Genomic DNA, 12,085 nt, shown 5'->3' with positions numbered 1-12,085 from the left:
CATGTCCACGCGCCCCAGCCGCGCGCCGCACGTCCCGAGGACAGCTCACACATGTCTGTCACCGCTGTCTCCACAGCGCCCACTCCCGTCTCCGACCCCCACCCCCGCGGTCTTCGCGCCAACCCCTGGCTGACGCTGGTCGCCGTCGCGTTCGGCCTGTTCATGGTCGGCCTCGACGGCTCCGTCGTCTCGATCGCCAACGCGGAGATCGCCCGCGACCTGAACGCCACCACCGCCGAACTGCAGTGGGTCACCAACTCCTACCTGCTCGCCCTCGCCGCCGCCCTCATCCTCGGTGGCAAGCTCGGCGACCGCCTCGGGCGCCGTACGGTCTACCTCGTCGGCGTCGTCGGGTTCACCGCCGCGTCCGTCGCGATCGGCCTTGTCGGCTCGATCGAGGGCGTGATCGCCTTCCGTGCCGTGCAGGGCCTCTTCGGTGCGATGTTGATGCCCAACACCCTCGCGTTGCTGCGCGCCGTGTTCCCGCCGAAGAAGTTCGGCATGGCGGTCGGCATCTGGGCGATGATCTCATCCGTCTCCACCGCTCTCGGCCCGATCGTCGGCGGACTGCTCGTCGAGCACGTCAACTGGGAATCTGTCTTCTACATCAACGCCCCCATCGGCGTCATCGCCCTCGTCTTCGGCCTGGTGGTGCTGCCGCAGTCCAGGAACGAGGCGGCCGCGGGCGAGAAGTTCGACGTGCCCGGCGTCGTGCTGCTCGCGCTCGGACTGCTCGCCGTCGTCTTCGGCGTCGTCAAGGGCGAGACGTGGGGCTGGACTTCGGCCGGCACGCTCGGCGCGATCGTCGGCGGTGTCGTCGTCCTGGTCCTCTTCGGCTGGTACGAGACCCGCGTCGCGCACCCGCTCCTGCCCATGCGGCTGTTCCGCAACCCGGCCCTGACCATCGGTGTGTTCGTCACCGCGCTGAACTTCTTCGTCCTGCTCGGTGTGATCTTCTTCGTGATGCTGTACCTGCAGAACGTACGCGGCTTCACGCCCGTCGAGTCCGGTGTGCGCACCCTGCCGCTCAGCCTCGCCTCCATGCTGGCCTCGCCGCTCGGCGCGAAGCTCACCGAGAAGTTCGGCCCGCGCCTGACCATGCCGCTCGGGATGGTGCTCCAGGCCGGCGCCGCGTTCACGATGCTCGCGTGGAGCGCCGACTCCTCGTACGCCACCATGTGGCCGCCGTTCGTCGCGCTCGGTCTCGGCGTCGGCATCGTGATGTCCGCGTCCTCCGACGCGATCGTCGGCAACGCCCCCGTCAAGGACGGTGGCATCGCGGGTGGCCTCCAGGCCACCTCGCTCCAGGTCGGCGGAGCGCTCGGCACTTCGGTGCTCGTCTCCCTCATCAGCAGCCGCGTCGGCTCCACACTCACCGACTCACTGACCGACGCGGGCGTGCCCCACTCGGCGGCCGCTCGCTTCGAGGAGGCGAAGGATGCGGTCGCGATGGGCGTCGCCCCGGTCTCCGACGCGATGCCCGCACAGCTCAGGACGGCCGTGGTGGAGGGCAGCCACACCGCCTTCATGAACGGCGTCCACACCGCCGTCCTGGTCACCGGTGTCCTCGCCCTGTTGGGCGCCGCCCTAGCGGCGTTCGGCCTTCGCGGCCGGAAGGACGAGGACGACGAGAACGTGGCGAGCCCGGCCGCACCCGCCACAGACACTTCGCCGGTCCCGGCGGCGACCTCAGGAGCCGCCGCTGCCGCGGTCCGGCCCTCCGGCGGCATCCCGGTCAGCGGCCACGTCATCGGCGCCGAGTCGGCACCGGTGCCGCGGGCAGCCGTCACCCTGATCTCGCTGGGCGGGCGGCAGGTGGGCCGTGTGGTGGCCCACCCGGACGGTTCGTACACGGTGGACGCGCCGGGCGCGGGAAGCTACGTGCTGATCGCCTCTGCCGGGGGCTACCAGCCGCAGGCTTCCACGGTGGTGGTCGGCGACGAGCCCGTCTCGTACGACATCCTGCTCGCCGGCACCAGCGGCCTGGTCGGCACGGTCAGGTCGGCGGACCGCAAGGAGCCGGTCGTCGGCGCCATGGTGGTCGCGACCGACGTGCGCGGCGACGTGCTCGCCGCCGGACTGACCGACACGGACGGAGCCTTCGGCTTCGCCGAGCTGGTGCCCGGCCAGCTGACCCTCGCGGTGACCGCGGCCGGGTACCGGCCGGTCGCGCTGCCCGTCGAGATCGCCGCGCAGGGCGTCACCAGGACCGAGGTGGAACTGTCCTCCGGCCTTCAGGTGCAGGGCGTGGTCCAGGCCGCGGGCGGGCCGCTGAACGACGCGCGGGTCACGCTCGTCGACGCGGCCGGCAACGTGGTGGCGAGCGCGACCACCGGCGAGGACGGTGGCTATGCCTTCACCGACCTGGACGGCGGCGAGTACACGGTCATGGCGGCCGGCTACCCGCCGAAGGCCACCAACCTGACCGTGCACGGCTCGGGTGTGCAGAGCCACGACATCGAGCTCTCCCACCCGGGCGAGTGACAGTCGCCGGGCCGGACGCGCCGAGAGCGGAAGCGCGCCCGGCCCGGCGGTGAGGGCCCCGGGCCCGGTGATCGGTGGCGTCAGGGGACGTGCCGGGCCCGCTGTCGTCAGGGCAGCTCGGTCACGCGGTCGGTGCCCGGCGGGGCGACCGGGCTGTGGGCGGTGAGGTGGTCGGTGAGGGCCGCGATGTCGTCCCCGCCGCCGACGGTGCCGGTGCCCTCGGCGAAGGTGGTGAATCCGTCGCCGCCCGCGGCGAGGAAGGTGTTCGCGGTGACCCGGTAGGTGGCATCGGGCTTGAGGGGTTCGCCGTTGAGCGTGATCGACGCCGGGTCGATGCGGTCGCCGACCGGGGCACCGCGCGAGAAGGAGTACGTCAGGCCCTTGGAGACGCCGAGCATGAGGGTCGGTGCCCGGGTGCCGGAGTCGTTGAACTGCTCCTCCAGGACCTTCTCGATCTGCGCTCCCGTCAGGTTCACGGAGACCAGGGAGCCGGCGAAGGGCTGTACGGCGAATGCCTCGGCGTATGTGATCTCGCCGGGCGCCTCCCCGCCCGTCGACGACCCGTGGACCAGGTCCGCCCGCACCCCTCCCGGGTTCATCAGGGCGATCTGGGCTCCGCCGCGCTCCGGCGCCGAGGTCGCCGCGAGTTGGGCGTCGGCGACGAGGTTCGCCAGGTCGGACTCGGCGTCGCGGGTCTCGGAGCGGGTGATGTCGGCGGTGACGCTGCCCACGACCCGGTTGGCCAGCGGCGCCGACAGGGCCTTCCACTTGTCGATGACGGCACTCTGGTCGGCGTCCTTGGCGCCGGTGCGGGTGACGAGGTGGTTCATCGCGGCGACCCGGTCCCGTACGACATCGCCGGTACGGCGGTCCACCGGCAGCCGGGTCTCGGTGACCACCCGGCCGAACGACGACGCCGAGGTGACCAGGCGGGGGTTGCCGGCCGGGTCGGGCAGGGAGCAGATGTACGGCTGGTGGGTGTGGCCGGTCACCACGGTGTCGATCGCCGGGTCGAGGTTCTCGGCGATGCCCACGATCGGGCCGGAGATGCCGTCGCACTGGCCGTACGACCCGGCCTGGACGCCGCCCTCGTGCAGCAGGACGACGATCGCCTCAACTCCCTGGCGGCGCAGTTCGCGGGCGGAGGCGTTGGCGGTCTCGACCTCGTCGAGGAAGCGTACGGACGTGATGCCGGACTGGCCGGTGACCTCGGGTGTGCCCTCCAGCGTCATGCCGATGAAGCCGACCTTCACCCCGTCCACCTTCTTCACCCAGGTGGGCGCCAGGAGAGGCTTCCCGGAGTCGCGGTCGATGACATTGGCCGCCAGCCAGGGGAACTCGGCGCCGTCGTACGGCTCGTCCTTGATGAAGCAGCCGTCCTCGGGGTGGCAGCCCCCGTTCTGCATGCGCAGCAGCTCGTCGGTGCCCTCGTCGAACTCGTGGTTGCCGACGCTGGTGACATCCAGGTGCAGCTTCTCCATGGATTCGACGGTGGGTTCGTCGTGGAAGAGGCCGGACAGGAAGGGGCTGGCGCCGATGATGTCGCCCGCGGCGACGGTCAGCGAGGTGTCGGTGCCCTGCCGGAGCTGGCCCAGCCTGGCCGCGAGGTGCTCCGCGCCGCCGACGGGCGTGGACTTGGGGTCGAGTTTGGAGCCGAGGTTGGCGTCGCGTCCGGTGGGCGGCTCCAGGTTGCCGTGGAAGTCGTTGAAGGACAGAAGCTGGACGTCGACGGTGGACGGCGGCTTCTGCGCCGTGGGGAAGGCGCGGGTGTACGAGATCCAGAGCTTCACGTCGGCGGCGTCCGTACGGCCGTTGCCGTCGAGGTCTCCGGACGCACCGGCGGTCGGGACGGCCGCCAGGTCCTTGGCGTTCACGGCACCGTCGCCGTTGACGTCCGGGGTGCGGGTGGTGAGGAGATCCGGCCGGACCGACAGCAGATGGAACTTCGTGACGCTGCCGTTGAAGCCGAAGTTGTCGTCGGCGACGAGGACGAGTGAGCGGGAGCCGTCGGGCAGCCGCGGCCCCCAGGTGATGCCCTCGACGTTGTCGGCGTCGGTGCCGGAGGTGGTGAAGTCGTACAGCAGCTTCTTCGGCATGGGCTTCTCGGTGCCGGACAGGGCGTCCTTGCCGCTGACGTCCGTCGCGCCGATGGTGCTGGTCCAGTAGAGGCGGATGGAGAAGCCGACACCGGAGGCGAAGGACCGTTCGACGGTGAGGTAGTCGGTCTCGTTGATCGCGAGGATCTCGGAGACTCCGCGGTCCGCCGAGTACGTGGTGACCGGGGCGGGCAGGGGCGCGGTGGGCGCGTCGGAGATCGGGTCGACCTCGTAGACGTGCTCGGCCTCCGGCTTGCCCGTCTGACGGTTCATCACCAGCAGCCGGGACGGGCTCTTGGCCGACAGCCCGGCCGCGGGGCCGTCCTGGACGAGGGCGTTCTCGGTGATGGTGACCACCTTGCGCCCGTCCGGGGAGAGGGTGAGCCCTTCCAGGGCCTGGTTGTTGCGCACCCCGGCGGTGAGGGTGCCCGAGGTCGAGCGGACGGGGTCGTACGCCTTGGGCAATGGCAGTTCGCGTACGTACCCGCCGGAGGTCGTCGCCTCCCGGACGAAGGCGGGCTGCCCGGCGGACGAGGCGCCCTCGCTGGTCCACAGCAGGCTCTCGCCGTCCGTGGTCCAGCGGATCGCCTCGGGGTCGACCGCCTTGGGTGCGAAGGGTTCGCCGGTGGTGTCGGCGAGTACGGTCAGGCCGTCGAGGGCGGGTTCGTCGCCGGCGAAGGCCGCGCCGTCGAGCGGCAGGCGGAGGGTGTAGAAGCGGGCCTTGCCGTTCTCCGAGCGGTCGTCGCTGACGGCGACGTACTCGCCGGACCGCGGGTGGTAGTCGATGCCGGACAAGCCGCCGAACGGCATGCCGAACTCCGTCGTCCCGGCGGGCACCGTGAGGGTGTCGAGGAGCCGGACGTCCTGCGGCTCCCCGGAGGTCTCCGCCTCCGGTTCCGCCGCGAAGCCGTCCGTCAGGGCCAGGCTGCCGAGGAGGCCGGCCGCGGCGAGGGAGGCGAGGAGCGCGCGTCTGCGGCGCGCTGGGGATCTGTGGCGCATGAGTGTCCTTCCGAGGGGAGGCGCACGGGCGTGCGGGCATGGCTCGTCGACCCGCACGCCCGGCAAGGTGCGGACGGGTGGGAGAGCCCAGTGAGCAGAGGTGGGACGAGGTGTCAGAGTGAGGCGGCGGTCGGCACGGCACGGCCCCGGCGCTTGCGGCGCCACGCGTACAGGGCGAGGGCGACCAGCGTCATCGCGTACGGGATCGTCGACACCAGCTGCGGCGGTACGTCGAGCGAACCGAGCTGCACGGCCAGTGCCTCCGCCGCTCCGAATCCGAGCGCGGCGATGAAGACACCCCACGGCCGCAAGCCGCCGAGGAAGACGGCCGCGAGGGCGATGAAACCGCGTCCGGCGGTCATGTCCCGTACGAAGAAGGAGACGTAGCCCATGCTGAGGAAGACCCCGGCGAGTCCTGCGAGGGCACCGCTGAGGGCGAGTCCGGTGTACTGGACACGCCGTACGGCGATGCCGACCGAGGCCGCCGCGTCCGGCATCTCGCCGACCGCCCGCAGGTGGAAGCCGAAGCGGGTGCGGTAGAACAGCCAGGCGACGAACGGCGCGGCCAGGAAGGCCAGCCAGGTGACCATGTTCTGGCCGCTCACCACATCGCCGAGCACCGGCACGTTCTCGACGCCCGGCAGGGTGATGGTGGGCAGGCTGCCGCTCTTCAGGCCGGAGGTGCCGCCCTTGTCGTCGAGGAGGCTGTAGACGGCGTAGGCGGTGCCGCCGGAGGCGAGGAGGTTCAGGCCGATGCCCGCGATGATCGCGTCGGCTCCCAGTTCCAGGCGTAGGACGGCGAGCAGCACGCCGAGCAGCGTCGCCACCGCGACCCCGCACAGCGCGCCGAGAGCGACGGATCCGCTGTATCCGGCGACGAGCGCCCCGGTGCAGGCCGCGCTCAGCATCTGGCCTTCCAGGGCGATGTTGCTGATGCCGGCGCGTTCGGCGACCAGCCCGCCGAACGCGGCGAGCAGGTACGGCGTGGCGATCCGCAGCGCGGCCGCCAGGAAGGCGCTGCTGAGGACGACGTCGAGGACGGAACTCATCGGACGCCCACCTGCCTCCGCGCGATCCGCCGCTTGAGCAGGTCGGGCAGGGCCTGGGCGGTGACCAGCAGCACGATGACCGCCTGGATGACCACCACGATCTCGGTGCCGACGTCGGTCTGCTGTTCCATGATGTCGCCCCCGGCGCGCAGGTAGGAGTAGAAGAGTCCGGCGACCACGACGACCAGCGGGTTGTTCCTGGCCAGCAGGGCGACCACGATTCCTTCGAAGGCGAGGCTTCCGGCGAGCCCGGGTTCGAGCCGTCCGTACACGCCCTGGACGAGATGGGCTCCGGCCAGGCCCGCGACGGCGCCGCCGATGACGAAGCTCCACTCGATGACGCGGGGTACGCGGATGCCGCCGTACGCCGCGAAGTCGGGGTTGGCGCCGGTCATGCGGATGCGGTAGCCGAGCGGGGTGCGGGTGATGAGCAGCCACAGGGCGACGGCGGTCAGCAGCATCACCCCGAAACCGATGTTGGCCCGGCCCAGCGGGATGCCGAACCAGTCGCTCAGTGGCGTGAGCACGGAGTCCTGCTGAACGGACTTCGAGTGCACGGCGCTGCTGCCGGACTCCTTCAGCGGGCCGTTGACCAGATAGTCGTAGACGCGGACGACGATGGCGTTGAGCATCAGGGTGGCCACGATCTCGTTGGCGCCGAGGCGTGCCTTCATCGCGCCGGGCACCAGGCCCATCCCGGCGCCCGCGGCGGCTGCCACGGCCATGGGCACGATCACGGCGACGACGGGCGGCAGCGGCAGGAAGATCGCGACGGTCGCGGCCGCCAGCGCACCGGCGTAGACCTGGCTCTCGGCACCGAGGCTGATCTGCCGGGCGCGGAAGGGGATCGCCACCGACAGTCCGAGCAGGGTGAGCGTGGTGGCGTCCTCCAGCCAGCGGCCGACGCGGAAGGAGCGGTCCAGCGGGCCGGTGAGCATCACTTCGTAGGCCCGTACCGGGTCGTTGCCGGTGGCGAGCATGACGAGGAAGCCGATGGCCAGGGCGGCCACGATGGTGGCCAGGGCCATGCTGAGGTCGACGGCGAAGTCGCGGCGCCGGGTGGTTCGGTACTGGCGGCGGTCCTCGGTCTCGATCAGCGTCGTGGGGGTGGTGGTCACGGGGCCTCCTCCCCCACGGTCTCCAGACCGGACGTGAGTTGGTCGCTGTCGTGCTCCTCGACGCCGAGCATGTAGAGCCCGACCCGCTTCTCGGTGAGGCCGGTCGTGTCGTCGAACCGGGCGACCAGGCGGCCGTCCTTGAGGACGAGCAACCGGTCGGAGAGGGCGAGGAGTTCGGTGAGGTCGGCGGAGATCAGCAGGACGGCGGCGCCCGTGTCGCGCGCGTCGACGAGACGCTCGTACATGAAGCGCATTGCGCCGATGTCCACCCCGCGGGTGACCTGCGAGGCGATCAACAGGCTTGGTCCTGCGGAGAGTTCGCGGGCGACGATGACCTTCTGCATGTTGCCGCCGGACAGCGCGCGCACCGGGACCGACGGGTCGGGGGTGCGGATCGCGTACTGGTCGATCAGCCGCTCGGCGTGGGCGCGCACGGTACCCGGGTGCAGGATGCCTCGGCGGGCGAGGGGCGGTCGGTCGTGGCGGTCGACGACGAGGTTGTCGGCGATGGACGCGTCGAGGGCGGCGCCGTTGTGCAGCCGGTCCTCGGGTACGTAGCCGATGCCGGCCCTGCGGTGTCCCGCCACGTCGAGACCGGCCGTGTCGGTGCCGTCGATGTGGACCGTGCCCGTGGTGGGGCGGCGCAACCCGGCGAGGATCTCGGCGAGTTCGGTCTGGCCGTTGCCCTCGATGCCGGCCACGCCGACGATCTCCCCGGCGGCCACGTCGAAGTCGAGGCCGTGCAGGGACTGGCCGGTCGGGGCCTCGTAGCGCAGGCTCCGCACCCTCAGGGTGGTGTCCGGGGGACGGGCAGGGGTGCGGTCCACGTCCAGGGACATGTCCCGCCCGACCATCATGGAGGCGAGTGACCGCTCGGTGGCGTCGGCGGTGGCGATCGTGCCGACCAGGGCGCCGGCGCGCATCACGCTCACCTGGTCGCTGATCTCCCGTACTTCGCGCAGCTTGTGCGAGATGAACAGCACGGTCATCCCGCCGTCGCGCAGCCGGCGCACGGCGGCGAACAGGTCCTCGCTCTCCTGCGGGGTGAGCACGGCGGTCGGCTCGTCGAGGATCAGTACGCGGGCCTGCCGGTGCAGCGCCTTGAGGATCTCGGTGCGCTGCCGCATCCCGACCGACACCTCGTCGACGCGTGCCCTGGGGTCGACGGTGAGTCCGGACTCCTCCGCGAGCCGGGCGGTCGTCTCCACGGCCGCCTTGGGGTCGACCAGACCGTGGCGGCCGGGCTCGACGCCGAGTACGACGTTCTGGGCGACGGTGAAGGACGGCACCAGCATGAGGTTCTGGTGCACCATGCCCACGCCCAGGGCGATCGCCGAGGCCGGGCCGCGCAGGACGCGTGGCCGTCCGCCGACCAGGATCTCGCCCGCGCTGGGCTGTTCCAGGCCGTAGAACATCTTCATCAGCGTGGACTTGCCCGCGCCGTTCTCGCCGACGACCGCCCGGATCTCGCCCGGCGGGACCTCCAGGTCCACGGCACGCACCGCGCGCACCCCGTTGGCGTAGGTCTTGGTGACCTGGCGGGCGGCGACGGCCGGACCGCCCTCGCCCCATGGCTCGTTCATCGTCAAGGCCGTTCGGTTAGAGGGCGCTGGGCACCGTGACGGAGCCGGACTTGACCTTGTCGGCGGCTTCCTGGACCTCGGTGCGGATCGTCTCGGGCACCAACTCCTTGAAGTGGTCGTCGTTCACGTAGCCGACGGCGTCCTCGGCGAGACCGACGCTGGAGACGGCGCCGTACTTCAGGGAGCCCTTCTGGTCGTCCTGCGCGGCCTGGTACAGGGCGTTGCCGACGTTCTTGAGGATGGAGGTGACGACGGTGTTCTTCTGCGCCGGGTCGCTGAGGGTCTGGTACTGGTCGGAGTCGACACCGAACGCGTACCGCTTGGCGGTGACGGCCGACTCGAAGGTGCCGAGCCCGGAGAGCCCGGCGACCGGCCACACCAGCGCCGCTCCCCGGCCGTACATGGCCGTGCTGATCTCCTTGCCCCTGGCCGGGTCGCCGAACGGCTTGTCGCCGCCCACGTACTGGACGAGCACGTCGGACTTCTTTCCGCCGGCGGCCCGGAAGCCCGATGTGAAGCCGACGACGAAGTCCTCGATCAGCGGGATCTTCACGCCTCCCATGACGCCGACCTTCTTCAGCGATCCGGTGCCCTTGAGGGCTTTCGCGGCCACCAGCTTCTCGGCCAGGAATCCCGCGAGATAACCGCCCTCGTTCTGCTTGAAGGTGACGGAGTAGACGTTCTCGCACTTGTTGGAACAGGAGCCGTTCTTGCCGCTGTAGTCGACCGGGGCGTCGAAGACCCAGAACTTCTTGTCGGGGAATTCCGGGGCGAGTTTGCCGATGTAGTCGGTGACGTCGAAGGTGCCGGCGGCGAGGATGTCGTAGTCGTCGGCCGAGGCGGCGTCCTCGAAGCCGGGCTCCCACTTGGTGCGGTCGGAGCCGAGCTCCACCACCTTGAGCTGGTAGCCGAGGTCCTTCGTGGTCCGCTGCAGGCCCGCGTAGGCGGAGTCGAAGAACGACTTGTCGCCCAGCCCGCCATTGATCACCAATTTGATCCGCGGCTTGCCGGACGAGGCCGCTCCGGAATCGTCCGCGTCGCCCGATCCTCCGCACGCGGTCAGCGCGAGCATCCCTGTCACGACGACGACGGCGGCGCTTCTTCCGTATCTCATCTTCGATCTCCTGATCATTTCTCGCCGAATGAGCGGCTGCGTTGACAGTAGGAAGTGCAAAACGTTTTGGCTACGTTGCCCGGTTTCTGTTTCATTTCGGGTGTGGGAACTTCAGTCGTCGGTGAGCAGCGCGGTGGCGGCGATGCGCAGCGTCCGGTCGAAATCCGTCTCGCGTTCCTCGGCCGTGAGGGCGTCACCGGTGCGGAGGTGGTCGGACACGGTCAGCACCGCGAGGGCCTCACCGCCCTCCGCGCAGGCCACGGCGTACAGTCCCGCCGCCTCCATCTCGACCGCGACCGTGCCCCGGCGTTCCAGGGCGTCGAAGAGGGCGGGGCGATCCAGGTAGAAGTGGTCGCTGCTGAAGACCGGCCCGATGTGCACGGCCTCGCCCCCGGAGAGCTCCCGCTCGGCGGCGTCCGCGGCGGCGCGGAGCAGCCTGTAGGAGGGGGCCAGGGAGAGGGTCACGCCGTCCACGAGGACGCGGCTGAGACTGGAGTCGGTGTGCGCGGCGGAGACGATCACCACGTCCCGTACGGACACCGAGGCCGGGATCGCGCCGGCTGTGCCGACCCGGACGATCCTGCGCACGCCGTAGTGGCGGAACAGCTCCGTCGCGTAGATCGTCACGGACGGGATGCCCATGCCGGAGGCGAGTACCGACATCGGCACGCCCTGATGGCTGCCGGTGTAGCCGAGGATGCCGCGTACGTCGGTGACCTGCCGCGCGTCCTCCAAGAAGGTCTCGGCGATCCGCCGGGCGCGGCGCGGATCCCCCGGCATCAGGACGAGGGGCGCGAAATCGCCGGGGGCGGCGGCGATGTGGGGAGTACCGGTGACGGACGTGCCCACCTGTCCGTCCATCACAGCTCCGCTCTCGCGAGCCAGCGCACCAGCCGGTCCCACAGTTCGGCGTACCCGTCCCAGGCCAGGAACGGCGGCGGTGCCCAGTGCGGTGCCACGTCGGAGGTGAACGCCGCCGATCTGCCCGTTCCGTGGCCACCGACGACGAGCAGGGGGTGCCCGGCGCACTCGGCCAGCAGTGACGCCTCCGGCCGCGCGGCGACCTCGTTGAGGCCGAGCAGCGCGGGCCAGGAACGCTCCAGCCCTCGTACGACCGCGTGCTCGCCCACCACTTGGGGGGCTGCCCCGGCCGGGAGTTCCACCCGGTCGTCGCGGTCCAGCATCGTCACCGGCAGGGCGGCGGCGAGCGGGGACCGCCCCCAGCGCGCCCGGGCGTCGATGCCGCTGAAGGTCAGATAGCCGCCGATCATCAGTACCCCGCCGCCCCGCTCCACGAAGCCGCGCACCAGCTCGGACCGGTCGGGCGCGGGCACGGAGTGGTCGAAGGTCTCGGGCGGGAGCTGGAAGCTGTTGGCGCCCACATCGCTGATGACGACGACGTCGTACGCGTCGAAACCGTCGGCGGTGGCAGGGACCCGGGTCGGGATCTCGTGCGAGGGCACGTAGGTCACGTCGTGGCCGCGTGAGCGGAGCGCGTCGAGGAAGGCACCTCCGCCCTCGGTGTACTGGCTGGTGTGGAAGGCGTCGAAGCCTTTCTGGTGGACCGTGTAGGTGAACCAGGACTCGCCGACAACGAGCACTCTGGGCATGGCGAACCGCCTTTCGAGCAGGGGGTAGTGCC

The 12,085-nt window shown here is 70.8% G+C and carries 8 protein-coding genes; 1 reads left to right on the top strand and 7 read right to left on the bottom strand.

What is annotated here, in order from left to right; translation table 11 throughout:
* Positions 1-51: 51 nt before the first annotated feature.
* A complete protein-coding gene (locus ABFX81_RS42285; protein WP_086849620.1) occupies positions 52-2,484 on the top strand; it encodes an MFS transporter in 2,433 nt (810 codons plus the stop codon).
* Positions 2,485-2,591: 107 nt separating this feature from the next.
* On the opposite strand, the gene ABFX81_RS33390 is transcribed toward ABFX81_RS42285, so the two are convergent.
* The 7 genes from ABFX81_RS33390 to ABFX81_RS33360 form a co-directional block, all read right to left on the bottom strand.
* Positions 2,592-5,579 carry an esterase-like activity of phytase family protein gene (locus ABFX81_RS33390; protein WP_086849622.1) on the bottom strand — a complete coding sequence of 996 codons (2,988 nt, stop codon included), beginning with the start codon at positions 5,577-5,579 and terminating at the stop codon, positions 2,592-2,594.
* Between the two features lie 113 nt (positions 5,580-5,692).
* Entirely contained in the window at positions 5,693-6,628 is a 936-nt protein-coding gene (locus ABFX81_RS33385) for an ABC transporter permease subunit (protein ID WP_086849624.1), read from the bottom strand.
* Positions 6,625-7,746 carry an ABC transporter permease gene (locus tag ABFX81_RS33380; RefSeq protein ID WP_346139110.1) on the bottom strand — a complete coding sequence of 374 codons (1,122 nt, stop codon included), beginning with the start codon at positions 7,744-7,746 and terminating at the stop codon, positions 6,625-6,627. The genes ABFX81_RS33385 and ABFX81_RS33380 overlap by 4 nt, the downstream gene beginning before the upstream one ends.
* Positions 7,743-9,329 (bottom strand): ATP-binding cassette domain-containing protein, encoded by a 1,587-nt coding sequence (locus ABFX81_RS33375; protein WP_086849626.1) that lies wholly within the window; start codon positions 9,327-9,329, stop codon positions 7,743-7,745. Before ABFX81_RS33375 ends, ABFX81_RS33380 begins: the two co-directional genes overlap by 4 nt.
* A 16-nt stretch (positions 9,330-9,345) precedes the next feature.
* Positions 9,346-10,443 (bottom strand): BMP family ABC transporter substrate-binding protein, encoded by a 1,098-nt coding sequence (locus ABFX81_RS33370; protein WP_086849628.1) that lies wholly within the window; start codon positions 10,441-10,443, stop codon positions 9,346-9,348.
* Positions 10,444-10,554: 111 nt separating this feature from the next.
* Entirely contained in the window at positions 10,555-11,304 is a 750-nt protein-coding gene (gene deoD / locus ABFX81_RS33365) for a purine-nucleoside phosphorylase (RefSeq protein WP_086849630.1), read from the bottom strand.
* Positions 11,304-12,053: a glutamine amidotransferase gene (locus ABFX81_RS33360; protein WP_086849633.1), complete on the bottom strand. Its 750-nt coding sequence runs from the start codon at positions 12,051-12,053 to the stop codon at positions 11,304-11,306. The genes deoD and ABFX81_RS33360 overlap by 1 nt, the downstream gene beginning before the upstream one ends.
* Positions 12,054-12,085 lie beyond the last annotated feature (32 nt).

The sequence above is a fragment of the Streptomyces coeruleofuscus genome, assembly GCF_039532725.1.
In the GTDB taxonomy this organism is placed as follows: Bacteria; Actinomycetota; Actinomycetes; order Streptomycetales; family Streptomycetaceae; genus Streptomyces; species Streptomyces coeruleofuscus.
Note: the sequence above shows the minus strand (reverse complement) of the source record. Positions and strands in the feature narration are given on the sequence as shown.

Excerpts from the sequence above, each read along its gene's own strand:
- deoD (WP_086849630.1), bottom strand. The coding sequence starts at position 11,304 with ATGGACGGACAGGTGGGCACGTCCGTCACCGGTACTCCCCACATCGCC.
- ABFX81_RS33390 (WP_086849622.1), bottom strand. The coding sequence starts at position 5,579 with ATGCGCCACAGATCCCCAGCGCGCCGCAGACGCGCGCTCCTCGCCTCC.
- ABFX81_RS42285 (WP_086849620.1), top strand. The coding sequence starts at position 52 with ATGTCTGTCACCGCTGTCTCCACAGCGCCCACTCCCGTCTCCGACCCC.
- ABFX81_RS33375 (WP_086849626.1), bottom strand. The coding sequence starts at position 9,329 with ATGAACGAGCCATGGGGCGAGGGCGGTCCGGCCGTCGCCGCCCGCCAG.
- ABFX81_RS33370 (WP_086849628.1), bottom strand. The coding sequence starts at position 10,443 with ATGAGATACGGAAGAAGCGCCGCCGTCGTCGTCGTGACAGGGATGCTC.
- ABFX81_RS33385 (WP_086849624.1), bottom strand. The coding sequence starts at position 6,628 with ATGAGTTCCGTCCTCGACGTCGTCCTCAGCAGCGCCTTCCTGGCGGCC.
- ABFX81_RS33360 (WP_086849633.1), bottom strand. The coding sequence starts at position 12,053 with ATGCCCAGAGTGCTCGTTGTCGGCGAGTCCTGGTTCACCTACACGGTC.